Genomic DNA, 26,576 nt, shown 5'->3' with positions numbered 1-26,576 from the left:
GTTGATTATTGTTGTTGTCCTGCCGGGGCTATTATGGGATCTCCATCACCAGAACAACTTCTTAAGCGACTAGTACTTCTGGTTGATGTGTCCTGTGTTTGAGTATCTTTTACCTGGCACTGCACATAAGTAGTTTCTCCACAGGCATCATATATGGTCTTTGTGCTAGAGGATCCCCATGCCCCATAGGATGGGTTGGATCCTATGGGAGTATTGCTAATGGCCCACCGATATTGATAACTTCCGCTACCTCCTATACCTCTTGCAACGGCCTCAGTTGCGTAGTCAATTGTACTATCTATATACAGACTGATGCCTAATGGAGGATACGACTCGACAGGATCAATAATACCGTTCCCATTAGCATCTACTTCGGCTACTTTTTTATAGTTATAGTTCACTTCTTTTGCGAGTTTAAACCCTCCTGTAACACCATTAGCATCAACAACTTCTGAATATGTTCTTTCCAATCTTCCCACATCATCATATTCATATTTTGTTGCTAGGTTGTTTGGGCCTATTATATGGGTTAATTCATCCCATTCGTTGTATACATAACTGGTCATTGAGGATTCTATAGGATGGACTCTAAAATCATCATACAATCCGTTACGATTCGTGTTATATACGTACACCTCCTGTCCCGGGGAAATTTCACCGGTATAGAAATTGTACTGTACCCAATCTCCAGCGTTCACAACTTCTTCTGTGTCATAGGAGATAACATTACTTCCAACTTTAAGCCTGGTTAAACTTGGAAGATAAAACTTTGCATCTTTATTGACCCATACGGAAACTTTGTACTCACCCTTGTCAAGTTTAGCTGCAAAAGCTTTCTTATTGGCGCCAACGGAGATAGAATACTTTCCAGTATGTGAGGTATTGGACAATGTTGCTGTAGCATCTGTATATACCTCTCCACTAAAATAACCTGTCTTTACATTCAGATCTTCAGCTCCAGAATAGAACATTTCCTTATATCCAGCATTGGCAACTGCAAATACTTTAGAGTTATTGTCCCCCATTTTGGTAGCAACCTTATTGTTATTAATATCTAAGGTTTCTAATGGCATCGAGTAATGATCATAAAGGCTTACTGTTGACGTATTAATCCATTTAGGATTGGTTTGAGTACCGTTGATTTGCCAATTAAAATTATCAAAGTCACCAGTATATCCTAGATATGCTCCATTAGTATCTACATCACCTTTCCAAACGTAGGCTTTATGCTTACGCCAGATTTTTGCATTACCAGTAGCTGTAGATTCTAAAGATCCATCAAACTTACGATACGACCAATTATTCGTCCACGTAGTTATGCCTGCGTTTATAGTTTTCCAAGTATCATTAATGTTAATCTGAGTTAGGTTAGCGGCAATTTGTGACAACATATTTTTATTAGTAGAATTGTCAGCTTTGCTTCCCATACCGGCATATATATCATGTGCCGGAAACGATTTTGTTATAATATTCGTCCCATCGCTTAGACTAGAACGAGTTACAGTAGCTTGACCTGTTAGGAAATTATACTCATCAAAATGAGATGTGGTTTTTTGATTACCCGAATAATTAGTTGTGGATTTTAAGACGTTAGGAAGTTTTGTTTTACTTGATGTACTTAATAAATTTTTATACACAGATCCTTCTCTAACACTCTTATACATTTTATTAGTTTCCTGATGTGCGCCTTGTTGTATTTCATTAGGACTATAGTATTCATTTTCTATATTAGACATGAGCTGTCCTTTCCCATTAAAACTTTTTTTAGAAATCAAACTTCCTAATGATGCCGTATGATCAACAAGTTCAAATTTTGAAAAATTAGTAGAACGCACATTTCCATTTACATTAATATTTTGGTTGGTGTTTTGGGTTTTCTTTAAAGAGAGCATACTTCCCATTTCGAAACCACCATTTTTCTCTTGCATTTTTTGTAATACATTGAATCGAAAAACATCTTTAAACTTGATTTGATTTGTCGAAAATTTATGTTCAACACTCACATATTCATACATTACAGAGGGGCCTGGTATTTCTCCAATATATTTAACTTCTTTCTCGTTTTTCGCTGGAGCATATGAAGTAACTCCCGAGGATGTTGTTGTTCCAGGAATATTATAATTATATGAAGTGATGTATTCTTTGTTATCAAGTGCTAAGATTAAGTTTTTCACTCTTAATCCTCCACCATTTTTATTAACTTCCGCGGGTGCAGTTATAGCTGCCTCATATCTAAATTTATCTTCTTCATATTCTACAGAAATGGACGATCCTAATGGAGTTGTAATTTTCTTTAAACTCCAACTCGCAGGTGTATCATCTCTATAACCCCAAACGTCTTTAGCATTATTATTATACTCTGCATGCTTATTGTTATAGTCAAAAAGATATGGTGGCATAAGCATTTTTCCTTTTTTTCCTCTAAAGCGAACCTGATCCAAAGTCAATTTTTCATTGTCATTCGATTTAGAATTCGGAGTGTTTCTAACTAGGTTATACGATGTATTAAAGTCAATGATCTGGATAGCATCATTATCAATATCGTTTAGAGATTCGATATCCTTGGTGTCAAGAATATTTTTATAAAAATTTGCCTTCCAAGTCCTATCTGTTATTGGCTTGTGTAAAGTACCTATGTCCCTCCCCAATAGATCGAACTGTTGAAAACTCTCTTCTATTGCTATTTCTCCTCCTGTAATTTCATTTTCTTCAGACGAGTTGGTTTTACTTATGTTGGCATAGGAACTGCTGTTCTTTAAGAGAATGATTTTCTTGAGTTTGAGAGATTTTTGCTCATTAAGATTTAAAAAGAATTTATGTCTTGACTCAATGTAGAACGTGCCAAATCTTGGATTAACTTCATCGTAAACCCCATTGAAATAGCTTTTCCCATCATCCCCAATGATAAAATCTTTTATATGAATATCATTATATACTTTTGGATTAGATCTTGATCCCACATTTAATATTGAAGATGAAGATAGATTATCCAATCTGTTTTCTTTTACAAAAAGGGCAGTATGTGTTCTGGTTTTAATTTTATCCAAATAATAGATTTCTTTTATTCCCCATTGATATGTTTTTGTTTTTTCAGAAGTCTGATATCCAGTAGTCGGAGTTCTCCATCCAAAGCCTTCGCTCCACATACCATAATTAAATTCTACCCAATATCCATAATCTGCCTCATCAACAAGATAATTGTTATTGGTATCTACATAGTCCGGGCCTGTAATTGCTGTTAACAGCCAATGAGTAGCATAAGGATCGAGCTGTACTTCCTCTGAAAATTGTTTATTAATATCTCTATTTACTTCTGCTACTCTGGAGAATTTCTCATGTTGATAAACAGGTATAGAATAGTGATACGTTTTTCCATCAGTTGTTGTAATTTTATAAGCTCCAATTCCATCCCTTGGAACTCTAGATCTGTTTCTATTAAAGTTTTGAGGTTGTACTATACGTGAAGGAGCATCTAATATCTGCTGATTTGTAAAAGTTTCGATAAAAGAACCTTTTCGCATTCTCTTACTGTCTGTATTATACCCATTTTGGACAATACCATTTACGTTTATTGAAGTATCTGTCCTACTGTTAGAAGTATTTAAGTTGAATATACTACTATAATTATTATTAGAAGATGTCCAGTTTCCAGAACTCACCTTTAAAAATGAAGAGTTCTCGTTTTCAAAATAGAAATGAATATCGTTGAATCCTTTAGTAAACTTATCTCCAATTGTACCTGTTGGATAATCATAAAAAGCTGCGGCAATTGAGTTACCTTCTGTATCTGTGTCGATGGTTCTTTGTTGATTTCTTAAAACGGCATCCTCAAAAATATATGGCTTAATGCTTCCAGATATACCCTGACCAGAAACAGAGTAGCTATCATAAGATATTAAAGAATAATTAGCTTCCTTCGACTGTTGTTTTCGATCTGTTTCATAATAAGATTCGTAAGAATCAAACGCAACTTTATAGTCAAACAAGCTATTTTCTAAAGAATTACTAATATTACCAGAATATAATGAACCATCAAAAATGGAATAATCATTTTCATAAACCCAATATTTAGTTTTTCGATATGCTGCATCAATATTAACTGCTCCTGATGGCGTAGGAATTGGAATTACAGCTCTTAAAGTTCTGTTGACTACAGATAGTTGTCTTGACAAGGACTCACTACCACTGAAATCAAAAGAGCCATTCATAACACTTACGGTTAAACCGTCTCTAGAACTTAGAGAAACCCCCAGACTTGCCCCATAATTAGAAGAGCCATTAAGGGATAATAATGTACTTCCGTCTTTGAAACTTTGGTTAACAGATAATCCAATAGAATTTGCGCCGGAACTTCTCTCATAACTAAGACCGACTCCTGATGTGCCAATGCTAGCTTTAAATCCAGCTCCCAGAGGAATTCCTATTCCGAAATTCGTGCCGCGCGATCCAATACTACCTTGAAGTGGACCATAATTACCTCCAACACTAAAATCGTATGAATTTTCACCGTTTGAAGATCTGTTTTCAGAATAACTAGCATATAATCCAGCCGAATATAAGCCATCACCCCATCCAACACTTACTCCTCCTGTATATGACCTAGCAACCCCACCTTCATCATAAACGACGCTGTACTTTTTTGTACTTTTCCAATCGTCGGGAACACCAGAAACATATCTGTTGATTGCACCTGGGTTCAAAGACCATCCTAGTCCAACCCAAGAAGCTTCCTGATCCATAGCAATACCGGCGTGATACGCCAATGCTAAAGGATATCCTCCTTCTGGAGAGGGTACATTTAGTAATGGCAAAACATAAGTAAAATCCCCTGTTAATAAATTCACCATATCGGTAGCATCAATCGGTTCGAATGATGCAGCTTCTGGTGCGTTAGGCCCATTATTATTAGCCCATAACTGGTTATACGGGATAAGTGTTTGTAAAAACGTCATTGCAAAAAAGACGGCAATGACTCTATGTGAAAAATTTGTTTTGGTGTTCTTCATCAAGTTTCTGGTTTGAAGTTTTTGGTTTCTATTTTTTACGAAGTCTAAAGTTTTCTTGAGACTTTCAGTTTCAGTCTTATAACTCTATTTAAATTTTATTCTTGGTTCGTTGTTTATCATCTCTGTTGGGATCTTAAATTTTACTTCTCCAGTATAAAATCCTAAATCTTCTATTGTTACTATAAAATAATCTTCGTTGGTTACTTTTTTATCTCTTGGATAGACTAACAACATGGTGGTTGCCCCACTCATACCATACATCCTGGGATAGATATAATCTGCCATCGCAATGGTATCTTTTTGTGGAGTGTATAGATGTACTTTTTGCTCCATACCAAAGGCTAATTCGTTGACCATAGCTCCAAATTGTTGTTTGTTTCCGGCTACATTGCTTAGTAATTCCTGGTTGTTTTTAGACATGGATAATGTGAAATACAAATATGCTCTGTATTTACTTCGTAAACTATCTACTTTAGAAGAGGAATACGCTCCTGTCAATTCTTGATCAACCAATAAGTCTGTTGGTTTATACAGCATCGAGAAATCAACTCCATTTACCGATTTGGTATACAAGTACCCATTCTCTGGCTGCTTGATGTACTCCAGTAGCTCCTCTGCCGAATCAAAATTCTTTGAGGTGCAGGAGGTAAGTACTGTCGTCAAAATTAGACAGCGCATTACTATCCTTGTCATTCTTTTAAAAAGGGAAGTCGTTGTGGACATCTGTTTTAATTTAGTGCTGTGCCTATAGCATCTATTTTCATCTTTGGATTTCGCATCAAGTCTGGATTGACAAACCTTCATGATCACTTCCCTTCAAATTCTGCATTTAGGCGTTCCAAAACTTTATCAGTAAGATCGGCAGATGCTTCACCATACATAATAGTTCCGTTTCCGGTAGCGCCAAAAATCACTTTGTATCCATTTTTTTTACCATATTCTTTTACAAAATCATTTATATCGTTAATTACGGTTTGTGTAACTTTTTTATCTTCTTCTACTAGTTGTTTCTGTACCGCCTGTTGGTAATTATTGATTTGTTGCTGTTTGTTGCCTAATAATTCTTGTTTAAGTTCTATTTCTTTTTTAGTCATTGAGCTCCGTTCTTTTTCATACGTTTTCAACTCATTTTGCCAACCTACAATCAAGCTATCTACATTCGTTTTCATCGTTTTCGCCTTTTCATCAAATTCGGCTTTTACAATTCTGGTTCTTTTATATCCATCTAAAAGTTTATTCACATCTACGTACACCAATTCTGATGATGATTGTAGATAGAAAAAAGAAATTACTGCGGTAATAAGTGCCAGGATTGAGATGGGTAGTGCTAATTTGTTCATTGTTTTTGTTTTTTAAGTCTGATGTCGTCAGTAGGGAGTTTTTTTGTTACTCTATTTTCGTAGTTTTGACTTTTTATTTACTATTCTTTTATTAATAATGCTTCAATTTTTTCTAATCGATTCTCCAGGGTTTTATTTATGTATTGTTGCTTTTTCAGTTGTTTTTCTTGTGCTATCGCATAAAGTGTTAACTCTTCAATTTTCTCCAATAATTTCATATTCATGATCCCCAAATCAACTCCTTTGGTTTCCATAATTTTGGCAGAAGGAATATTAGGCAAATGTCCTTTTTCCTGAATGTAGTGTTGTACTTCTTCAAGGGTTGGCAGGTCATACTCTTTTTTGAACACATAATCGGGTGCAGGAACGCTTAGGTCGATTTTTACTTCTTCGGCATGTATTTTTCCCTTTACCGTGAGTTTTGAGTCTGGGGCGGTGGTGCCGATGCCAAATTTACCATCATTTGTATAAGTAAACAGTAAATTACCAGGATTAGATGTATTGCTTAAAAAAAGTTTGTTTCCTGTATCTTCAATATCAAATCTCCATATTTTATTGCCTCTTTCTATTCCAATTGCTGCTCCACCTGATGGATTTTTGATATGAAGTTTCATATTTGGGTTTATTGTTCCTATTCCAACATTTCCAATGTTATCAATTGTAAATCTTGTATTATTTCCTCCAGTTTGAAAATTGATAGGTGCTGAATCTAATGTGCCTATCACCATGCCATTAGGAAGAGAAGAGTCATCTGCACGACCAATTTTCCATCCTATGGAAAGATCTGATGACTGCCCCAAAATTGAGCCTGTTCTCTGAGTTCTTTGACCTCTTAGATCTAAAGTTGGAGAATCTGTCCCAAAGGAAGAAGGCGTATTTGTACCGAGTCCTAGATTTGCATTTTTAGAATAAATTACAGATTGATTATCATAATCATGTTGGGCCTTTAGTTCAATTGCAGTTAAGAATAGTACTGCCATTAGGATCTTTATTTCTATGCTTCCTATTTTTATTGATTTGATCATGTTGTTCTGAATTTCTATATTTTTTTAATTCATATTATTTAGAAAATGAGTTACTATCTTTTTTTGATCATCTTTTCGACTATTGATTTCAACTCCTTGATCTCTTTTTGCTGCTCAATAGTATATAAGGTCAATTCTTCAATCTTCTCCAGCAACTTCATATTCATAGTTCCTAAATCGACTCCTTCAGTTTCCATCATTTTGGCAGAAGGGATGTTAGGCAGGTGCCCTTTTTCCTGAATGTATTGTTGCACTTGTTCAAGGGTTGGCAGGTCATACTCTTTTTTGAACACATAATCGGGTGCGGGAACGCTTAGGTCGATCTTCACTTCTTCGGCATGGATTTTTCCTTTTACCGTGAGTTTTGAGTCGGGATTATTGGTGCCGATGCCTAAGTTTCCGTTGTTAGTCAAACGCATATATTCTGTAAGTTTATGTTGGCCATCGGAATCATAACCATTATGATTTCTATATAGCCATCTAAAACCGTAATTAGAACCTTCAAAAACCCCTTTTGAAGTGTATCTGTTAGTTCCCTTATAATAATCTTTAGTTTCGTTGTTGTTTCTGAATGCATTAAAACCAATGTATCCCGCCCAATTGTTTGAATTACCTCCCCAATTGGTTTGGTTAGTCCAATCCAAAGTTAAGACGCTCCATTTACCAACTTTTGCAGCTCCGTCTACCTGTAGTTTAGCCTTTGGTGTCGTGGTTCCTATTCCAATATTACCATTTGATAAAATATTCATTAAACTACCATTGGCATTTTTAAAATTAAACCCCCTTATGGTTGAATTGTTATTGAAGTTTATTCCATCATCATTTATTCCAATGTCCAATATATAGCCACTAGAATTTGTTCCTGTTAAAAATTTGAATCTTTGGCCTCCACTTTTTAATTCAAGTTTCGAACTTGGTGAAGAGATTCCAATGCCCACATTACCAGATGCTGGGAATGTATTTTGAGCTTCTATACTAAACGATATTAGTACAGCAATTAATACTACGACTTTTTTCATGTCATTATTTTGGTTTACTTGTTTTTTAATAAAAGATCTAACTTCCTTTCGAGTTCTTCGATCTTATTTTTGTATGTCTTAAATTTCTCAATCTCTTTCTCCTGCTCAATAATATATAAGGTCAATTCCTCAATTTTCTCCAATAATTTCATATTCATTTCACCAAGTTCTACTCCTTCGGTTTCCATAATTTTGGCAGAAGGAATGTTGGGTAAGTGTCCTTTTTCCTGAATGTATTGTTGTACTTTTTCAAGGGTTGGCAGGTCATACTCTTTTTTGAATACATAATCGGGTGCGGGAACGCTTAGGTCGATTTTTACTTCTTCGGCATGGATTTTTCCTTTTACCGTGAGTTTTGAGTCTGGATTACTGGTGCCGATGCCTATATTAGCATTTGGAAAGACAATTTTGTGTCCTCCAATAAAAGTACCACCAGTGAAATCGCCTCCATGATTTATAGATAATCTATTATTTGAGTCATGAACTAAAGCTCGACCTCCGGAACCTCGACTCTTATATTGGAGACGAACATCTGCACTCCCATTATATTCAAAGTAATTTTCTGAATTTCCAATTTTTAGCGATCCATTTACCTCTGTGCCTCCCGAAAAATCACTGTTGTAATTAATAATTAGTTTATTATCCATACCATGAACAAGAGCTCGGCCTCCTAAACCTCTAGGTTCATATCTGAACAAAACATCTGCACTCCCATTAAAGCTAAAATAATTTTGACCTACAATGATATGACTAAATCCAAAAGCTATTATTAATATTGATAGGGTATTTTTCATTTTATAGTGGGTTTTATGATAGGATTTGTAATACCGATGCCTACATTGTAATCTTTTTTTAAAGTAAGAGTCTTATTGTTTGAATGGTTAATAATTAAATTAGCATAGTACTCATTGCCTCTGGTTGTAAAAAGCCAAACTGAACTACTGAAATTAAGAGGAGCTAGCGATATTTTTTTCTTTTTAACTTTAACAACGGGAGATCCCGAGTGATTACCATCACCAATCTGCAAGTTTGTATTAGTATTAGTAGTTTCTATATCAACTTTACCACTATCATTAGGGAAGATAATTACATTTCTTAAACCAGTTCCCAATATAATGTCCCTGTTCTTATGAATATAAATTGAGAAGTCATCTACATTATTATAACTATGAGAGTTATTGTTGCCCATAAAATCTGCCTTACTCTCTGGTTGAATTCCGAATTCTAAAAAATTATCAGGATCCCCATTGTTTGTGGTGAGATTCAAATAGGAAACATTTACCGTTTGCCCATAGGAAATTAAGCATAGCATACTGGCTACACTATAGATAAAAATGAATTTCTTCATTCAATAACACTATTAAGTTTGTAATTATCCTGGGGTAGGTAGAATAAGATTCAAATATATGAATCTTAAGATAATTTTAAAAGTTAAAATTCAAATTGTTAATATTTTACTAATAAATATAAAAAGACTAGTGAGCTGTTTATGATCAAAATTTTTAACTTAAAATTCTATACTGTACATTATTAGTTCAACCTTTGCAATAAAACCCTACATTGCAAATAGCTTTTTCTGGTTCTGAAATTTTTCTTCTTTTCAAAATCTACGTGAATCAAATTCCCAAAACTATACTTTTGTTCCAGCGCATATACTACGTCTATAAGCGATTTATAATTTCCTTGAATGGTGAAATTATAGGTCGTGGCAGTTTTTTGACTAGTTTCATTGGTAAAAATATGAGGTTCTTCAAAAGCTATTATTTTAAATTCAGATAGATTGGAGAGGGTATTTAAGGTTGTAAGGATGTTGTTTTGCAAAGAACTTCCTTCGACATTATTTTTTTGAAGAATCTCATCAAGTTGTTTTTCTTTATTGGTTAGAGCAGCTAATTGTGCAGGAGCAGATTGATATGCCAGTTTTTGAGTTTCGAGTTTTGTTACTTCACTACGAAGACTAAAAGTTTTAGAATACCCAAAGCGGTAAGCAATGAACAACATTAATAACAGTCCTACTATTAGCAATATGTTTTTATTTCGTTGTGTCATGAGTGAGATTGATTGTTATTTCAAAACTTGAGGTGTTCTTTTTATCCATCCCGTAGTGGATGATAGTTACAGTGTCTACAAAATCCAAATCTTCAATGGTGTTTAGCCAAGTAGTAAAACCTGCCTTATCAACTGAGTTTCCGTTTATCGATATCACATTATTTTTAATCGAAATTGGCTTATCACTTCGTGTCGTTTTGGTCTTGGGTTGATATGTGAATGAATTTAATAGAACTGTCGTAGGTTGTGCTCGTATTACTTGATCAATATAGAATGAGCTTTTAGAGAATCCGGTGGTAAGTATGCTGTTTACAATAGCTTCTTTTGTATTTACAATAGATTGTTGCTTTTTTATACTTTCATTTTGAGTAGTATATACCTGAATTTCCTCCTGTAGGTTTTGCCATTTTTGGTATTGGGCATTAAAGACAAAGAAATTGATAAGTAATGTTATTAGCAAAAATCCTACACCATATTGCAAAGCTTTTTTGAAGAAGAGAGATTCTTTGTACTCATTTTGTAGTTGTTGGTTTTTCTCATCAATATTACCAAAAATCCGTGTTTGATCATAAAATGAATCTAACACAATAGCTAGAGGAAGTGTGTAGATACTAGAAATTGCAAAACCCTCCATAGTATAGTCTTGCACGTCATGACTTATTCTAGCAAGGATAGAAAACACCTCTTTATCCTGGAATTGAATTGTAGAAGTATAACTTAAAATTTCTTCTTTTTGGATGTAAGGTACTAACGCAGCCATCTTCAGATTGCCCAAAGAAATTTCAGTAATTATAATTTTCTCTTGTCGGTAATTTTGAATTATAGCATCTACATATTGTTTTCTACAAACTGTTACAAATGACTTTTTACTCGTTTTTAGTATTTGATAATAAAAATCATCTAGATTTAGATTAGGATATGCCTCAGATAAGATTTCGATATCTTTCCCTATATTGTTTACTTCTTTGGTAAGAACGTTGTCGCCTGTAATTACCAGCCTGATTTTTTGGATATTTTTTATGTAACCAGCTAGTTCCTGAAAACTATTCGCTTTAAAGCTTCTGGTAATATCAAGCTCCTCTTTTTTTAATAGAACTTCTAATCCTAAAATCGATAGCGAATTATCGTGTTCAGAATAATGTTCTAACGCTAGAAAAGTTTTCCCTTTGGGATTATATGATGCCAGTTTATTGAGCATTAGTAAAAAACTGTAGGTTTGATAATAACATTTAATCGTCTTTTTGAATCTTCTCTAACCCTTTTGCTAAATAACCATTTTATGATCGGAATTCGGGATAATAAAGGGACACCAGATCCTGAGTCATTTTTAACTTTTTGTTCAATTCCACCTAAAATAGCAACATCGTTTGCCTGCATACGCATAATAGAAGAAAATCTACGGCTATTAATGTCTGGCGGTGCATCTTCTGCAATGCGCTCACCACTAAAATTGGATTGAATTACCTGAATGTCCAGAGTAATTTGTCCATCTCCTGAAACAAAGGGTTTAAATTCCAAAGCCAATTCGGCATCTATAGGTAGATAGTTTACAATCTCTGTAGTTTGAGGATTTTGTGATCCAATAATATTCTGACTGGTTACCGTATAATATGTGGTTTGCCCACTGGACAAATATGCTTTATGGCCATTTAAAGTACTTAACTTTGGAGTGGATAGAATCTTTACATTTCCGTTGGTTTCCATAGCCTTGATGTCCATGTAAAAGTTAGGAACTACATTCCCTAAATTTAAAGATCCAAAACCATCAAAGCCACCGATAATTCTATTTATAGTTTGTGCCCCTAGGGTGATGTTAGCATTGGGGAAAGCCACTCCCTTATCATTTGCAGGTTCTTCTCCAAGCCCAAATTCTACTCCGGTTTCTATGGTTGCACTTCGGTTTACTTCAAGAATCATAACTTCTATAAGAATAAGCGGTACTGGTTTGTCGATATACTTTACGAATTTCTTGAATTTCTCGACCCGAGTACCTGATCCACTAACTATAAAACTGTTTAGTTCGGTATCAATTTTGATATCCAGACCCTCGCTAATACTTGCTGGAAATATATCTGAAATAGAGCCGGCTTCAGAGCTTTGGGGAGATCCATTCCCAGAGAATCTGTTACTAGAGTTATTACGATTTCTATTGTTAATATTGGGCTGATTTAATCCTGTATTTGCGGTATTTCCAAAAAAACTAGTACCTCCAGTAACAAAATTATTGTTCGTAAAACTATTGCCATAGGAAGTTGAAGGATTCGCATCTCCTAACATAGCAATGGAGCGGTGCATCATCTGTATTAAATCAATTTTTTTGAGCGATAGTTGGTTTTCAGTGCCAAAATAATAAACATCTCCTTCTTTTTTAAAAGTGAAATTATCTGAATTAGGTAGCGTATTATTTTGAAAATTTTGTGAATTATTTTCTTGATTATTTTGATTGGTAGGATTTCTATTAGCGTTGCTCTCAAAAATCTTAATGAGTAAATCGTCAAAACGTATTGCTTCTGCTTTTACAGTAACCGTACCAGCATTTTCTAGGGGGGAAGCCGTGAATACATCTAGATTAAGATCTTCTGTAATATTATAAATAATGTCTGAAATAGGTGTGTTTTTAAGATCTACAGTAATTACTTTTTTTATTGAATCTACTACTTTATAATAAAAATTATTGCGACTTCTTCGTGGTCTTCCTGCACCATTTGGGTCACTGCCTCCGGGTATAGACTCGAATTCGTAAAAACCATCTCTGGTTTTATTGAAATCTAGATTATTGGCCTCTGCCAATTTTCGTAAGGCAAGATCTATAGGAACGTTAGTGATAAAAAGTGTAAGCGTTTTATTATTTAATTCTGGAGCGTATAGAAGGTTTTTTCCAGAAAGCTCTGTTATTTTTCTGAAAACCTTTGGTAAAGGATCATTGGTAAAATCGGTTGTTAATGTTTCTGATGTAATATCATACGAAACTACAATTTCCTTTTCAACAGGAATTATATCGGGAGGAGTATATTTTCTTATTGATAAAATGTTACCAGTAAAATCAATATCTAACTCATATTCTTTGGCTAGAAATATAAGCAAATCCTGTACACTTACCTCGTTAAAACCATTAACTATATTAATCGAGTTAAGTTCGCTTGCAATATTTATATTTATTTTGTGCACCTGCGAAATCGCTCTCAAAAAATTTAGAAGGCTGGTATTCGAGATATTTATATTTACTTTTTCAGATAGTCCAGGGATATCTACACCAAGTAATTGTAGTTTGTTTTCGATAGTATTTATCCTGGTATTATCTTTATCCTGGACATCTTCTTGGGCAAAGGATGCTATTCCAAAACCTAGAATAAAGTAAATAAGTAGTATATTTTTTTTCATAGTGATTATTCTAATTTCCTTGGGGGTCATGAACCTTAATTGTTTGCTAACAATGGATATACTTCTTCAACAGAGGTATGCCCTTCGATCACCAAGCGTATGGCATTGTTTTTTAAAGTTTTAATATGCTGAGTTGAGATATAGTCATCAATCTCTAATTCGTTGTGCCGTATGGTTGTTTCTAATTCTTTTGTGATTGGTAATATCTCATAAATTGCTTTTCGTCCAAGATATCCAGTTTGATAACAATGATTACACCCTACTGCTACATAATGTTTTTTGATGGTTTCGGGAATATCAAATCCTAATGGAAAATCTCTAGTTTCTGAAGTCTTTTCTTTTTTGCAATGCGAACATAATTTTCGAACTAATCGTTGTGCAATACTCATCGTTAATGTACTTGCTAATAAAAAAGAAGGGACATTCATGTCGATAAGTCTTGAGATCGTCGCCCAGGCAGAATTGGTATGAATAGTTGACAATACTAAATGTCCTGTTAAAGCCGCTTTGATAGCCATATTGGCGGTTTTTTCATCTCGAATCTCACCAACCATGATTACATCCGGATCCTGACGTAAAAATGCCCGTAGTGCTGCCGGAAAATCAAAATCAATGTCTTCACGTAACTGAACCTGATTTACACCCTCTAAGGTATATTCTATAGGATCCTCAATGGTTAATATGTTGGAAACCTCTTTATTCAATTCTTTTAGGGTTGCATATAGCGTGGTGGTTTTACCAGAACCTGTTGGACCAGATATGAGAATGATCCCTTGCGGTTTTTTGATAGCCTCTCGATAGAGTTCAAGCTCTTTTTGGGTAAATCCTAAGTCGTCAAGTTGTACCTGTTGTGTATCTCTGTTTAAAAGTCTAAGAACAATTTTTTCGCCATACAATGTAGGCATCGTAGAGACTCTGATATCAAACTCTTCTGCTCGATTTTTAAATGTAATACGTCCATCCTGTGCCAATCTTTTTTGAGAGATATCTAGTCCGGATTGTATTTTAATTTGATTAATAAGTTGAGGAAACTCTTTAAGTGTTATAGTATACATCTCTTTTAGTTTACCATCTAATCTAAACCTAACCCGACAATGTTTTTCATACGGTTCCATATGAATATCACTACTGTCAAAATCTTTAGCAGCAGAGATCAGTTTTTGTAGAAAGTTATCCTCATAATGCAGCTTTTCATGAGTTGTGACTGCCTTTCGATAATTAAGAGTAAGATACGATTGCACATTTTCAGAACTATCAGGAACTAAAACGATATTTTGATTCAATATTATGGATAATTCCTTTTTTAAACTATCTATATTTTTGGAGTCTGTTTTAAAAAGTATTTGGTTTCCCTCTTCATTAAAAGGGACTATCCTATAATGAAATGCTTGGTTAGAAGTAATTAATTGCTTCAGGCGGACTGGTATTTCAAAATTATCTATACTCATTATATCAAATATAAGTTAACGGTGTTGGTACACCAGTTTCCGATTAAAATGAATAGCAGAAAAGCCGACATATAACCAGCAAGGGGAATAGAATTGTATTCACTCTTGTGTTTCAAAATCAGCCATGTAAGTAATGAGAAAATTAACGAGAAAACGAAAATTACAACAAAAGTAGCCGTGGGGAACGCAAAGCCAAGGGCTAAAAAATAAAGGGCATCTGCTATGCCAAAAACTTCTCTAAAAAAATGTTTTTTAATTAGTAGAACGTTATATAAGTATAGTAATCCTAGTACGGTAACAATTACTCCAATATTCATAAGGGATGATGTTATAAAGTGTATTCTAACAACATTGTAATAATGCACATACCCAAGTAATACCATTAGAGATGGTAATAAAAACCAATAGACCTCTCTGCTTTTAAGATCTTGATATGTAATATATACCAAATTAAAAATAATAAGGCCTTTCAAAATCAACATATTAATCTTTTACAAGTTGTTTTGGACTTCCGTTTTGATCAATCTCCCAAACATTAAAAACTCCGTCACCATCAAAATCCACTACGGCAGTCGCTCTTGCTTTAAAATTAGAAATAGAGGCTTCAGTAATTTCATAAGAATAATTAGCGGTTCCACCATTCTTAACTGTTACGGGAGCTTCATAGTTGATTTCTGTAAAATCAGGAGAATATTTAGAATTTAAATATCGATATTGGGTTTGCATATTGCTGATAGTCTTCAGTTGTATTTTTGCTTCCTGTGCTTTGGTCTGGGCTATAAGAGGCAAAAAATTGGGTAATGCAATTAAGAGAAGAATTCCAATAATGGCTAATACCAGTAACATTTCCTGAAGATTAAAAGCGTTGAGCTTGTAAACCTTAGTATTCATAAGTGTTCGTTTTTTAATTCTTTTGACAATGCAATATTAAATAATAACAGTTTCAAAAAATGAAACCGGTATTAAAATAAAAAAGAAAACTTACAAATTTAATTGTAAAGTATTAGAATAATGAAAGTTTCTGATTTTTTATTAAACTTTTGATAAGAATTTTTTATCGATTTCTTTGTTGTGCGATTTAATTGTACATTAGTCCCAACCTCAAAAACACTAAAATATGTCAGAATTTTGGCTTTATGTAAAGCTTGGCTTTAGTCACGTATTAGATTGGAGTGCCTATGACCATATCCTTTTTTTAATAGTACTTACTGTAGGATATACTTTTGATAACTGGAAACGAATACTGGTATTAATTACTCTTTTTACTTTAGGACACACAATTTCGTTATTTCTAGCCACCTACAATATAATATCTGTCAACTCCAGACTCATAGAGTTTTTAATTCCATTAACAATTTTGATTACTGCAATTTTCAACTTGTTAACGGCAAAAAGTGGTTCAAAAAGTGGTAAAATTGGTGTTTTGTATGGGACAACCATTTTCTTTGGATTGATACATGGATTAGGTTTTTCTAGCTATTTTAAAGCAATAAGCAGTAATGTGAGTTCTAAGATTTTCCCATTGATCGAGTTTGCCTTAGGTATAGAGCTCGCTCAAATTATTGTAGTGGTTATTGTGGTATTCATCAGTTTTGTCGTTCAGACATTTTTTAGATTTTCAAAGCGAGATTGGATTCTTATTGTTTCTTCGATCGTTATAGGAATGGTAATCCCGATGCTTATCGCCAATAAAATTTGGTAATTAAGTACCTCTTTGTGTTGTATTTGCCACATGGTAATAATATATTCGTACTTTGATTGTTATGAATATACAAGTCATTCTACCCTATGTCTAAAAAAAAGCAACTCAAATACGATAAAGCCTATTTGCGAATAGCAAGAGAATGGGGTAAATTATCACATTGTGAGAGAAAAAAAGTTGGTGCGGTTATTGTAAAGGATAGAATGATCATCTCAGATGGGTTTAATGGTACTCCAACAGGTTTTGAAAACCCATGTGAAGATGAAGAAGGATATACAAAGTGGTACGTTTTACATGCCGAGGCTAATGCGATCTCTAAGGTTGCATCGTCTACTCAATCATGTAGAGGCGCGACGCTATATATTACGTTATCACCATGTAAAGAGTGTAGTAAATTGATTCATCAAGCCGGGATTAAACGGATTGTGTATCAAATGGGTTATAAAGATAACTCTGGCTTGACATTTCTTGCCAAAGCTGGGGTTGAAATAGAACAGATTACGGATTTAGAAGATTAATGGGATATTCAAAAAAATATTTACCGTTGTTTTTAGGACTGGCAGTGGGAGCTGGAGTGTTTTTAGGAAGCAAACTGAATTTTAGCAACCCTTCAGCAAAGTTATTCTCTTCAAATGCAAAGAAAGAAAAACTAAACCGTCTTATTGATTATATTGATTATGAGTATGTGGATGAAATTAATACAGATAGTATTGTAGATGTCACTGTAAATAGAATTTTAGAGAATTTAGACCCGCATTCTGTATATATCCCTCCCGAAGAATTAGAAGGAATTACAGAAAGCATGCAAGGTGACTTTATAGGTATAGGAGTGACTTACTATCCTTATAGAGATACTATATCGGTCATCAATACAATTAAAGGTGGGCCAAGTGAAAAATCTGGGATCAAAGCTGGAGATAGAATTCTCATGGCCGATAATGATACACTTTATGGAGAAAGCTTGTTAAGTGACAGGCTGGCCGATAAATTAAAAGGAGAGTTAAATAGCCAGGTCCAACTTAAAGTATTTCGTAAAGGTAGGGGCGTATTTGATGTGGTGGTTAAAAGAGGAAGAGTACCCTTGCAAAGTCTAGACGCAGCTTACATGCTGGATGAAAATTTGGGATACATTAAAATTAACCGTTTCGCAGAAACCACGTACAAAGAGTTTAAAAGAGCCTTAGATTCTCTAAAAAGTGAAGGAGCACAAAGTATAGTCATCGATTTGCGGGATAACGGAGGCGGGTTTATCGCCCCTGCTTTAAAAATGGCAGACGAATTCCTGAAAGACGATGTGTTAATCATGTTTACAAAGAACAAAAAAGGCGCGATAGAAAATAACTTTGCAACCCGCAGAGGCAGCTTTGAAGAAGGTAAGCTTTATGTGTTGATTAATGAAAATTCTGCCTCAGCAAGTGAAATTTTTGCAGGTGCAATTCAGGATAACGATAGAGGCATCATTGTGGGCAGACGTTCTTATGGTAAAGGGCTTGTGCAAAGAGAAATGGCTTTGGGTGATGGCAGTGCAATACGATTGACCATTTCTAGATATTATACACCTACAGGACGCTCAATTCAGAAACCATATACCAATGGGAATAAAGAGTATTTCAATGAATACTTAGAGCGATACAAAAATGGCGAATTACAGAATGCAGATAGTATCCAGGTAGCAGATTCTTTGAAGTTTAAAACCCCAGGAGGTAAAACAGTATATGGTGGTGGAGGAATCATACCCGATATTTTTGTAGGTAAAGATACTACCAGAGTAGGAGAGACCCTGAATTATTTGTTACGTTCTGGCCGGATGGGGCGTTATGTTTTTGAAGAATTGGATAAAAAAAGAAGTTTCTATAATGATCTTTCTGAAGAAGAATTTAATGAAAAAATTGAAGTGGATGATGATTTTGCAGAAGGTTTCCTATCTTATGCCAGAAGATTAGGCATGGAAATTCACCTCAATAATTATCAAGAGCAACTTAAAAAATATCTAAAAGCAACTATGGCGCAACAGTTGTTTGGTACCGATGAATTCGAAAGAATCATCAATACAGATGACGCCATGATTAACAAGGTAATATCGCTTTCTAAAAAAGACTCATTATACCCCTAAACTTATGTCAGAACTTCAAGAATATTTGGTAGCTATTGCGATTTGTTCACCACTTTTTTTCTTTATCATAGCAGTTGCCTTTAGGTTGCTAGATAATAGTGCTGCTATTTTTTTAAAGCATGATATTCTTGTAGATACATCTTATGTTTCTGCCGATGTGATAAGAGAGCATATTGTTACTTCGGAAGATAGAATGCTTAAAAAATCTTTAAAAACAGCACTTCTATTCAGAAAATTACACAATTTTTTTATGATCTTAATGGTGATTTCTATCCCTCCGGTAATTATTGCTTGTTTCTTTCTTTTTTAAGAAAACCAAAAGGTTATTTTCCTTTCTTTTTTTGTTGAATTTTCCTTGAAATCAATAGAATGAACAGGAGTATAATTACACTGGCAGAGGCAAAAATACCAATAAGAGCGGTTTTACTATCATCGACAAGAAGATTGTCGACATCTAGATGTGTTGCATTATAAACCACTAAAGCGGCAGCAATTACAATTAATACATAGATAAAATACTTCAAAACAATTTTATTTATTGAACTGTTCTAAACCAGTTCATTGATTCTAATGGCTAAAATAAGCCTTTAATATTGGTTGCAAATAATTTTACAGCAATAGCTAGTAGAATTACGCCAAAAATCTTCCTAACAACATTAATTCCTTGCTTTCCTAAAACTTTTTCAATCTTACCTGAAGATTTTAATACGATGTATACAAATATGATATTGATAAGGATTGCAATAACAATATTGATGGTGTGATATTCTGCTCTTAAGGACAATATAGAAGTCATGGTGCCTGCACCTGCGATTAAAGGAAAAGCAAGAGGTACTACGGCTGCAGTTTCAGGAGCGTCATCTTTATATAATTGAATACCTAAGATCATTTCGATAGCCAAAAAAAAGATGATAAATGATCCGGCAACAGCAAAAGAATTGACATCTATACCAATTAAACTTAATATTTCTTTACCTACAAATAAGAAAAGAACCATTAGTATAGCAGCGACTATTGATGCTTTTTCACTTTGAATGTGTCCTACTTTTTTTCTTAGATCAATAATAATAGGGATACTTCCTACAATGTCTATAACTGCAAACAAAATCATACTTGCAGTCAGTATTTCTTTAAGGTTAACGTTCATAGATTGGTCGTTTCAAACTTTGTGCAAATGTAAGAGACTTTATCAAATAAAGGTATTATAAAATGCTGAATAAATTATAAAAAATTCTAGTGTAAGAATTATATTTGCCTCATGTTTCAATTAGGAAAAACTATAATTTCTGAAGAAATTATCGAGAAGGATTTTGTGTGTAACCTCTCTGCCTGTAAAGGAGCTTGCTGTATCGATGGCGAAGCTGGAGCACCTCTTGAAGAGTCTGAGGTTCAAAAACTTGAAGAAGTGTACCCTGTAGTGAAGTCATATCTGCGCAAAGAAGGTGTAGAAGCAATAGAGAAGCAAGGCACATATATTAAAACTCAAAATGGGGAATTAGAAACTCCCCTTATTAACGGAGGGGATTGTGCCTATGTAATTTTTGATGAAAAGGGTACAGCAATGTGTGCAATAGAAGAAGCATATAATCAGGGAGAAATCGATTGGAAAAAACCCATTTCGTGCCATTTATACCCCGTACGTGTTCAAGAGTATTCAGAATTTTCTGCAGTAAATTATCATAAATGGGAAATATGTGATGATGCGTGTATCCTAGGAAAAGAACTTCAAGTTCCTGTGTATAAATTCGTAAAAGAGGCGCTCATTAGAAAGTTTGGTGAAAATTGGTACATCGAACTTGAAAAAGTAGCCGAAAAGTTAAAAAAATAGTTTCTTTCCATAATTAAAAACCTCTTTTTTGATTCTTTTTTTGTTAAAATTGAAGTTTTTTATCGTTACGGTTTAGCCGTAATTTACTCATTTGTATCCATCAGAATTTTTAGTCAAAAAAGCCTGTGAAGAAGTGTCAAATAAGGATTTAAGGAGGTTGCTAACATCGTTGTTGATATCTTTTGTTTTTTTATTTAACTTATTGATAATCAAATAGTTGAATATAAATCTTATTTTACTTAAAATGCTGGGTGAAATTTCTTCGTGTTGAAAACTTTGTTGAAAACGTTTGCTAACTTTTAGTAGAACTTTTGACCTATTTCGTGATCTTTGTAAGACCCTTTGAAAAGAAAAATTCTTAAAAAACAGCTAAAAAAAATGAAGATGAGTGCAGTAGAACCTATTTTGCAAGATAATAAAGATCGATTTGTGATTTTTCCTATTCAACATCATGATATTTGGGAGTGGTATAAAAAATCAGAGGCAAGTTTTTGGACCGCCGAGGAAATCGATTTACATCAGGATATTACAGACTGGTCTACCAAACTTACAGACGACGAGAGATATTTTATTAAACACATTTTAGCATTTTTTGCAGCCTCTGATGGAATTGTAAATGAAAATCTTGCTGAAAACTTTGTGAATGAAGTACAATATAGTGAGGCTAAATTTTTCTATGGTTTCCAGATCATGATGGAAAACATCCATTCTGAAACCTATTCACTACTTATTGATACGTATGTAAAAGATGAGAAAGAAAAAGATTTATTATTTAATGCAATTGAAAACTTTCCAGCAATTAAGAAAAAAGCAGATTGGGCACTAAAATGGATCGATTCTGATTCTTTCGCAGAGCGTTTGATCGCTTTTGCAGCAGTTGAAGGAATTTTCTTTTCTGGAGCATTTTGTTCTATTTTCTGGTTAAAGAAACGTGGATTGATGCCTGGGCTTACATTTTCTAACGAATTAATTTCTAGAGATGAAGGGGTGCATTGTGATTTTGCAGTACACCTTCATAACAACCACCTGGTAAATAAAGTGCCAAAAGAAAGGATTCGTGAAATTTTGGTAGATGCATTGAATATTGAAAGAGAATTTATTACAGAATCTCTTCCGGTAAGTTTGATCGGGATGAATTCAAAATTAATGACACAATACCTTGAGTTTGTTACCGACAGATTATTGGTTGAACTAGGTTGCGAGAAAGAATATAGCACTGCAAATCCATTTGATTTTATGGATATGATCTCACTACAGGGAAAAACTAATTTCTTTGAGAAGCGAGTTTCAGAATATCAAAAAGCGGGAGTGCTTAATAAAGATACAGAGGAAAGTAAGATAAGTTTTGATGCCGATTTTTAATCAATTGTCATTCTGGCGAGGGCTGGAATCTCAAATTATTGCGCAAAATTTTATAATATATTCATTCTGAGCTAGTCAAAAACATTTCTTCTGTTTAATTCATAGGTTAGCTCAGTTTGATACAGCTTTGCAAAAGGCGTTACATAAATAAGGACGGGAAAAAGTCACAGTATTGTATTCGATGTAGGGTCACTCTTGTTTTAGGATAGAGAGGTTTCTTTTGAGTACTCGATTTCAAAAGCAATTGAATATAATTAGCTGACTTTTAGAATATAAAAAATTAGTGACACGGAATTAACATCAACTTCTTCGCGAGAAGAAAATTTAAAAACCAAAACGACGTATGTATGTAGTAAAAAGAGATGGGCGTAAAGAACCAATTATGTTCGATAAGATTACCGCAAGGGTAAGAAAATTATGTTATGGACTTAATCCGCTAGTTGACCCGGTAAAGGTGGCGATGAGGGTGATAGAGGGATTGTATGATGGGGTAACAACAAGTGAATTAGATAATTTGGCTGCAGAAATCGCTGCCACAATGACTATAACACACCCTGATTATGCAAAGCTTGCAGCTCGTATCTCTGTTTCTAACCTACACAAAAACACAAAAAAGACATTTTCTGAAGTAATTACAGATCTTTATGAATATGTAAACCCAAGAACAGGTAAAAAAGCACCTTTGATTTCTGATGAGGTATATGATGTGATTGTTGCCAATAAAGAAAAATTGGATTCTACGATTATCTATAACCGTGATTTTGGATATGATTATTTTGGTTTTAAAACATTAGAGCGTTCGTATTTACTTAAAATTAACGGTAAAATAGCAGAACGACCACAGCATATGTTAATGCGCGTTTCTATTGGGATTCATCTAGATGATCTGGATGCTGCTATAGAGACTTATGAGTTGATGTCTAAAAAATACTTTACACACGCTACACCTACTTTATTTAATTCGGGGACACCAAAACCACAAATGTCTTCTTGTTTCTTGTTAACCATGCAGGATGATAGTATTGATGGTATTTATGATACGTTGAAACAAACCGCCAAAATTTCTCAATCTGCCGGCGGGATAGGATTATCTATTCACAATGTTCGTGCTACTGGATCATACATCGCAGGAACTAATGGTACTTCTAATGGTATTGTGCCAATGCTTAGAGTGTACAATGACACCGCTCGATACGTAGATCAAGGAGGAGGAAAGCGTAAAGGATCTTTTGCAATCTATGTAGAGCCTTGGCACGCCGATATTTTCGACTTCCTGGACCTTAAGAAGAACCATGGTAAAGAAGAGATGCGTGCTCGTGATTTGTTTTATGCAATGTGGGTGCCCGATTTATTTATGAAACGTGTACAGGATGATGCCGAGTGGACTTTGATGTGTCCTAATGAGTGTCCTGGCCTATTCGATATGCATAGTGATGAATTTGAAGAAACATATACGCGTTATGAAGCCGAAGGAAAAGGACGTAGAACTATAAAAGCTCGTGAGCTTTGGGAAAAAATCTTAGAATCCCAGATCGAGACTGGAACACCATATATGTTGTATAAAGATGCGGCAAACCGAAAATCAAATCAGCAGAATTTGGGTACGATTCGTTCATCTAACTTATGTACAGAGATTTTAGAATATACCAGTCCAGATGAAGTAGCGGTATGTAACCTGGCTTCCATCGCACTACCTATGTTTGTAAAGAATGGAGAATTTGATCATAAAGAACTATATAAAATCACAAAGCGTGTTACCAAAAACCTAAATAGGGTTATCGATCGTAACTACTATCCAGTAAAAGAAGCGGAAAATTCAAATATGCGCCATCGTCCTATCGGATTAGGCGTGCAAGGGTTAGCAGATGCATTCATCCAGTTGCGTTTACCCTTTACAAGTGATGAGGCGAAGAAATTAAATCAAGAAATTTTTGAAACCCTCTATTTCGCAGCAGTAACAGCTTCTATGGAAGAAGCTAAGGCAGATGGGCCATACCAAAGTTATGAAGGTTCTCCTATATCAAAAGGAGAGTTTCAATACAACTTGTGGGGGATCAAAGATGAAGAATTAAGTGGTCGTTGGGATTGGGCAAAGCTGCGTAAGCAAGTGCTTAAAAATGGAGTACGTAACTCATTATTAGTAGCACCAATGCCTACAGCATCTACCTCTCAGATTTTAGGAAATAATGAAGCATTTGAGCCTTACACAAGTAATATCTATACCAGACGCGTATTATCAGGAGAGTTTATTGTAGTAAATAAACATCTGTTAGAAGACTTGGTGAAACTAGGATTATGGAATGATGAGCTTAAAGATGCAATCATGCGTGCCAATGGATCAGTCCAGAACATCGATATCATCCCTCAGGACCTTAAAGAATTATATAAAACTGTTTGGGAAATGAGTATGAAAGATATTATCGATATGTCTCGTCACAGAGGATATTTTATCGATCAGTCACAATCACTTAATTTGTTTATGGAAGGAGCTACCATGGCAAAATTAACATCGATGCATTTCTATGCCTGGAAAAGCGGATTAAAAACAGGAATGTATTACTTAAGAACAAAATCTGCAGTAGACGCGATTAAGTTTACACTTAAAAGTGAAAAGAAAGAAGTGCCACAAGCAGAAAAAGTAGCAGTAGCTGCAGCACAAGTAATGGAGGCACAAGCTGCTGCTGCCAAAGTAGCAGAACCAAAACAAGCTCCGGTTTCCCCAGAAGGAACTGCGCTAACCCCAGAAGAGCTTCGTGCTATTATAGCACAGTCAAAAGAAGCCGAAGGAGACGATTGTTTAATGTGTGGGTCTTAGACCTGGATTTATATAGGGTAAAAGGGAAGTTTTCTTAGGATGCTTCCCTTTTTGTATATTTCGATTTTATTAAAATATGATGAATTGGGAACAACTCCTGTCTCTAAAACGACAAGGAGATACAAATAAAAGGTTACGCAAAGAACAAGATGAAACCAGATTAGGTTTTGAAGTAGATTATGATCGAATTATCTTCTCCTCAGCCTTTAGAAGTTTGCAGGACAAGACACAAGTAGTTCCATTATCCAAAACGAGCTTTGTACATACGCGATTAACGCATAGTCTCGAGGTGTCAGTGGTGGGTCGTTCTTTGGGTAGAGTAGTAGGTAAGAAAATTTTAGAAAAACATCCGCATCTTTCAACAATTCACGGATATCAATTTAATGATTTCGGCGCTATTGTCGCTGCCGCTGCCTTAGCACATGATATTGGCAATCCTCCTTTTGGACATTCAGGGGAAAAGGCAATAGGAGAATATTTCAAAACAGGAAGCGGTACTCGCTATAAAGATCAACTAACACCAAAACAATATCAGGATCTTATTGATTTTGAAGGAAATGCTAACGGTTTTAAAATCCTTACTGAATCAAGACAAGGCATCGAAGGAGGACTACGACTTTCGTTTGCAACTTTGGGAGCTTTTATGAAATACCCAAAAGAGTCACTTCCTAAGAAACCAACAAAACACATAGCTCATAAAAAATATGGATATTTTCAGAACGATAAAGGATTTTTCAGAGAGGTTGCTGAAGAAGTTGGGTTACTTAGACATACAATAGATAATGAAGTTACCTACAGCCGTCACCCGTTAACGTTTTTGGTAGAAGCAGCAGATGATATCTGCTATACTATTATTGATTTTGAAGATGGGATTAACCTTGGATTAATAGAGGAAGAATACGCGTTAGAATATTTAATTAAGCTGGTAAAAGATACCATTAACACCTCAAAGTATAACCAATTAACTACTACAGCAGATCGATTGAGTTATTTAAGAGCTTTGGCTATCAATACGTTGATAAAAGAGGCTGCCAGCATTTTTGTAGAAAACGAAGAAAAGATACTGTCTGGAGAATTTGATAGTGCTCTAATTGATAAAAGTAAATATGGGGCTCAAATCAACGATATTATAAAAATAAGCGTATCCAAAATATACCAAAGCCATGAGGTGACTGAGAAAGAAATTGCCGGTTATGAAATTCTTTCAACTTTGTTAGATCGTTATTGTGTTGCAACCGATAATTTCAATCAAAATCGAAGTTCTAATTATGATAAACTAATTTTAAGGGCAGAAGGAGAGAATTTTGACTCTAAAAGCGAAGATTTATATACTCGACTTATAAGCATTGGTAATTATGTTGCCAGCTTAACTGATGGTAATGCATTGATGAAGTTCCAAAAAATAAGAGGGTTGCAGTTGTAAAAAACCATCGCCTATTTTTCTATAGAATTATCGGCCCTGTTGAATAATGGATACATAATCTTTAA

At 34.6% G+C, this 26,576-nt stretch carries 23 protein-coding genes; 8 read left to right on the top strand and 15 right to left on the bottom strand.

Annotated elements, in window-relative coordinates:
* Window positions 1-5 precede the first annotated feature (5 nt).
* The 13 genes from ACFSJT_RS04025 to ACFSJT_RS03970 all read right to left on the bottom strand — a co-directional run bounded on the left by ACFSJT_RS04025 (window position 6) and on the right by ACFSJT_RS03970 (window position 16,159).
* Entirely contained in the window at window positions 6-5,006 is a 5,001-nt protein-coding gene (locus ACFSJT_RS04025) for a hypothetical protein (protein WP_378318935.1), read from the bottom strand.
* Between the two features lie 84 nt (window positions 5,007-5,090).
* Window positions 5,091-5,729, bottom strand: a complete 639-nt coding sequence (locus ACFSJT_RS04020; RefSeq protein WP_378318934.1) for a hypothetical protein — start codon at window positions 5,727-5,729, stop codon at window positions 5,091-5,093.
* An 83-nt stretch (window positions 5,730-5,812) separates the two neighbouring features.
* On the bottom strand, window positions 5,813-6,346 hold the full coding sequence (locus ACFSJT_RS04015; protein WP_378318933.1) for an OmpH/Skp family outer membrane protein: 534 nt from the start codon (window positions 6,344-6,346) through the stop codon (window positions 5,813-5,815).
* A gap of 80 nt (window positions 6,347-6,426) precedes the next feature.
* Window positions 6,427-7,371 (bottom strand): hypothetical protein, encoded by a 945-nt coding sequence (locus ACFSJT_RS04010; protein ID WP_378318932.1) that lies wholly within the window; start codon window positions 7,369-7,371, stop codon window positions 6,427-6,429.
* A gap of 53 nt (window positions 7,372-7,424) precedes the next feature.
* Entirely contained in the window at window positions 7,425-8,390 is a 966-nt protein-coding gene (locus ACFSJT_RS04005; RefSeq protein ID WP_378318931.1) for a hypothetical protein, read from the bottom strand.
* Window positions 8,391-8,404: 14 nt separating this feature from the next.
* Window positions 8,405-9,184, bottom strand: a complete 780-nt coding sequence (locus tag ACFSJT_RS04000) for a hypothetical protein (RefSeq protein ID WP_378318930.1) — start codon at window positions 9,182-9,184, stop codon at window positions 8,405-8,407.
* Window positions 9,181-9,738: a hypothetical protein gene (locus ACFSJT_RS03995; protein WP_378318928.1), complete on the bottom strand. Its 558-nt coding sequence runs from the start codon at window positions 9,736-9,738 to the stop codon at window positions 9,181-9,183. The genes ACFSJT_RS04000 and ACFSJT_RS03995 overlap by 4 nt, the downstream gene beginning before the upstream one ends.
* A 182-nt stretch (window positions 9,739-9,920) precedes the next feature.
* Window positions 9,921-10,439, bottom strand: a complete 519-nt coding sequence (locus tag ACFSJT_RS03990; protein ID WP_378318927.1) for a hypothetical protein — start codon at window positions 10,437-10,439, stop codon at window positions 9,921-9,923.
* Window positions 10,423-11,637, bottom strand: coding sequence for a hypothetical protein (locus tag ACFSJT_RS03985; protein WP_378318926.1), 1,215 nt, complete (start codon window positions 11,635-11,637; stop codon window positions 10,423-10,425). The genes ACFSJT_RS03990 and ACFSJT_RS03985 overlap by 17 nt, the downstream gene beginning before the upstream one ends.
* Window positions 11,637-13,820 (bottom strand): type II secretion system protein GspD, encoded by a 2,184-nt coding sequence (locus ACFSJT_RS03980; RefSeq protein ID WP_378318925.1) that lies wholly within the window; start codon window positions 13,818-13,820, stop codon window positions 11,637-11,639. The genes ACFSJT_RS03985 and ACFSJT_RS03980 overlap by 1 nt, the downstream gene beginning before the upstream one ends.
* Before the next feature lie 35 nt (window positions 13,821-13,855).
* On the bottom strand, window positions 13,856-15,268 hold the full coding sequence (locus ACFSJT_RS03975; RefSeq protein WP_378318924.1) for a GspE/PulE family protein: 1,413 nt from the start codon (window positions 15,266-15,268) through the stop codon (window positions 13,856-13,858).
* Window positions 15,268-15,750, bottom strand: a complete 483-nt coding sequence (locus tag ACFSJT_RS20485) for a prepilin peptidase (protein WP_465252806.1) — start codon at window positions 15,748-15,750, stop codon at window positions 15,268-15,270. The genes ACFSJT_RS03975 and ACFSJT_RS20485 overlap by 1 nt, the downstream gene beginning before the upstream one ends.
* A gap of 1 nt (window position 15,751) precedes the next feature.
* Window positions 15,752-16,159, bottom strand: coding sequence for a prepilin-type N-terminal cleavage/methylation domain-containing protein (locus ACFSJT_RS03970; RefSeq protein WP_378318923.1), 408 nt, complete (start codon window positions 16,157-16,159; stop codon window positions 15,752-15,754).
* Window positions 16,160-16,385: 226 nt separating this feature from the next.
* On the opposite strand from ACFSJT_RS03970, the gene ACFSJT_RS03965 reads away from it, so the two are divergent.
* From ACFSJT_RS03965 to ACFSJT_RS03950, 4 genes are all read left to right on the top strand, one after another.
* Window positions 16,386-16,970 (top strand): HupE/UreJ family protein, encoded by a 585-nt coding sequence (locus tag ACFSJT_RS03965; RefSeq protein WP_378318922.1) that lies wholly within the window; start codon window positions 16,386-16,388, stop codon window positions 16,968-16,970.
* Between the two features lie 86 nt (window positions 16,971-17,056).
* Entirely contained in the window at window positions 17,057-17,488 is a 432-nt protein-coding gene (locus ACFSJT_RS03960; protein WP_378318921.1) for a deoxycytidylate deaminase, read from the top strand.
* Window positions 17,488-19,083 (top strand): S41 family peptidase, encoded by a 1,596-nt coding sequence (locus ACFSJT_RS03955; protein ID WP_378318920.1) that lies wholly within the window; start codon window positions 17,488-17,490, stop codon window positions 19,081-19,083. The genes ACFSJT_RS03960 and ACFSJT_RS03955 overlap by 1 nt, the downstream gene beginning before the upstream one ends.
* Before the next feature lie 4 nt (window positions 19,084-19,087).
* On the top strand, window positions 19,088-19,393 hold the full coding sequence (locus ACFSJT_RS03950; RefSeq protein ID WP_378318919.1) for a hypothetical protein: 306 nt from the start codon (window positions 19,088-19,090) through the stop codon (window positions 19,391-19,393).
* A 13-nt stretch (window positions 19,394-19,406) separates the two neighbouring features.
* Here the strand turns inward: ACFSJT_RS03950 and ACFSJT_RS03945 are convergent, their stop codons facing one another.
* A complete protein-coding gene (locus ACFSJT_RS03945; RefSeq protein WP_378318918.1) occupies window positions 19,407-19,607 on the bottom strand; it encodes a hypothetical protein in 201 nt (66 codons plus the stop codon).
* A 50-nt stretch (window positions 19,608-19,657) separates the two neighbouring features.
* On the bottom strand, window positions 19,658-20,230 hold the full coding sequence (locus ACFSJT_RS03940) for a MarC family protein (RefSeq protein ID WP_378318917.1): 573 nt from the start codon (window positions 20,228-20,230) through the stop codon (window positions 19,658-19,660).
* A 111-nt stretch (window positions 20,231-20,341) separates the two neighbouring features.
* Here ACFSJT_RS03940 and ACFSJT_RS03935 point away from each other — a divergent pair, with 111 nt between their 5' ends.
* The 4 genes from ACFSJT_RS03935 to ACFSJT_RS03920 all read left to right on the top strand — a co-directional run bounded on the left by ACFSJT_RS03935 (window position 20,342) and on the right by ACFSJT_RS03920 (window position 26,511).
* The gene (locus ACFSJT_RS03935) at window positions 20,342-20,911 is read left to right on the top strand and encodes a DUF3109 family protein (RefSeq protein WP_378318916.1); all 570 of its coding nucleotides are present in this window, start codon (window positions 20,342-20,344) and stop codon (window positions 20,909-20,911) included.
* Between the two features lie 384 nt (window positions 20,912-21,295).
* Window positions 21,296-22,273 carry a ribonucleotide-diphosphate reductase subunit beta gene (locus tag ACFSJT_RS03930; RefSeq protein WP_378318915.1) on the top strand — a complete coding sequence of 326 codons (978 nt, stop codon included), beginning with the start codon at window positions 21,296-21,298 and terminating at the stop codon, window positions 22,271-22,273.
* Between the two features lie 343 nt (window positions 22,274-22,616).
* Window positions 22,617-25,088: a ribonucleoside-diphosphate reductase subunit alpha gene (locus ACFSJT_RS03925; protein ID WP_378318914.1), complete on the top strand. Its 2,472-nt coding sequence runs from the start codon at window positions 22,617-22,619 to the stop codon at window positions 25,086-25,088.
* Between the two features lie 79 nt (window positions 25,089-25,167).
* The gene (locus ACFSJT_RS03920) at window positions 25,168-26,511 is read left to right on the top strand and encodes a deoxyguanosinetriphosphate triphosphohydrolase (protein WP_378319534.1); all 1,344 of its coding nucleotides are present in this window, start codon (window positions 25,168-25,170) and stop codon (window positions 26,509-26,511) included.
* Window positions 26,512-26,576: the final 65 nt, after the last annotated feature.

Source organism: Aquimarina celericrescens, from assembly GCF_042682765.1.
Lineage (GTDB): Bacteria > Bacteroidota > Bacteroidia > Flavobacteriales > Flavobacteriaceae > Aquimarina > Aquimarina celericrescens.
Note: the sequence above shows the minus strand (reverse complement) of the source record. Positions and strands in the feature narration are given on the sequence as shown.

Excerpts from the sequence above, each read along its gene's own strand:
- ACFSJT_RS04025 (WP_378318935.1), bottom strand. The coding sequence starts at position 5,006 with ATGAAGAACACCAAAACAAATTTTTCACATAGAGTCATTGCCGTCTTT.
- ACFSJT_RS04020 (WP_378318934.1), bottom strand. The coding sequence starts at position 5,729 with ATGTCCACAACGACTTCCCTTTTTAAAAGAATGACAAGGATAGTAATG.
- ACFSJT_RS04015 (WP_378318933.1), bottom strand. The coding sequence starts at position 6,346 with ATGAACAAATTAGCACTACCCATCTCAATCCTGGCACTTATTACCGCA.
- ACFSJT_RS04010 (WP_378318932.1), bottom strand. The coding sequence starts at position 7,371 with ATGATCAAATCAATAAAAATAGGAAGCATAGAAATAAAGATCCTAATG.
- ACFSJT_RS04005 (WP_378318931.1), bottom strand. The coding sequence starts at position 8,390 with ATGAAAAAAGTCGTAGTATTAATTGCTGTACTAATATCGTTTAGTATA.
- ACFSJT_RS04000 (WP_378318930.1), bottom strand. The coding sequence starts at position 9,184 with ATGAAAAATACCCTATCAATATTAATAATAGCTTTTGGATTTAGTCAT.
- ACFSJT_RS03995 (WP_378318928.1), bottom strand. The coding sequence starts at position 9,738 with ATGAAGAAATTCATTTTTATCTATAGTGTAGCCAGTATGCTATGCTTA.
- ACFSJT_RS03990 (WP_378318927.1), bottom strand. The coding sequence starts at position 10,439 with ATGACACAACGAAATAAAAACATATTGCTAATAGTAGGACTGTTATTA.
- ACFSJT_RS03985 (WP_378318926.1), bottom strand. The coding sequence starts at position 11,637 with ATGCTCAATAAACTGGCATCATATAATCCCAAAGGGAAAACTTTTCTA.
- ACFSJT_RS03980 (WP_378318925.1), bottom strand. The coding sequence starts at position 13,820 with ATGAAAAAAAATATACTACTTATTTACTTTATTCTAGGTTTTGGAATA.
- ACFSJT_RS03975 (WP_378318924.1), bottom strand. The coding sequence starts at position 15,268 with ATGAGTATAGATAATTTTGAAATACCAGTCCGCCTGAAGCAATTAATT.
- ACFSJT_RS20485 (WP_465252806.1), bottom strand. The coding sequence starts at position 15,750 with ATGTTGATTTTGAAAGGCCTTATTATTTTTAATTTGGTATATATTACA.
- ACFSJT_RS03970 (WP_378318923.1), bottom strand. The coding sequence starts at position 16,159 with ATGAATACTAAGGTTTACAAGCTCAACGCTTTTAATCTTCAGGAAATG.
- ACFSJT_RS03965 (WP_378318922.1), top strand. The coding sequence starts at position 16,386 with ATGTCAGAATTTTGGCTTTATGTAAAGCTTGGCTTTAGTCACGTATTA.
- ACFSJT_RS03960 (WP_378318921.1), top strand. The coding sequence starts at position 17,057 with ATGTCTAAAAAAAAGCAACTCAAATACGATAAAGCCTATTTGCGAATA.
- ACFSJT_RS03955 (WP_378318920.1), top strand. The coding sequence starts at position 17,488 with ATGGGATATTCAAAAAAATATTTACCGTTGTTTTTAGGACTGGCAGTG.
- ACFSJT_RS03950 (WP_378318919.1), top strand. The coding sequence starts at position 19,088 with ATGTCAGAACTTCAAGAATATTTGGTAGCTATTGCGATTTGTTCACCA.
- ACFSJT_RS03940 (WP_378318917.1), bottom strand. The coding sequence starts at position 20,230 with ATGAACGTTAACCTTAAAGAAATACTGACTGCAAGTATGATTTTGTTT.
- ACFSJT_RS03935 (WP_378318916.1), top strand. The coding sequence starts at position 20,342 with ATGTTTCAATTAGGAAAAACTATAATTTCTGAAGAAATTATCGAGAAG.
- ACFSJT_RS03930 (WP_378318915.1), top strand. The coding sequence starts at position 21,296 with ATGAGTGCAGTAGAACCTATTTTGCAAGATAATAAAGATCGATTTGTG.
- ACFSJT_RS03925 (WP_378318914.1), top strand. The coding sequence starts at position 22,617 with ATGTATGTAGTAAAAAGAGATGGGCGTAAAGAACCAATTATGTTCGAT.
- ACFSJT_RS03920 (WP_378319534.1), top strand. The coding sequence starts at position 25,168 with ATGAATTGGGAACAACTCCTGTCTCTAAAACGACAAGGAGATACAAAT.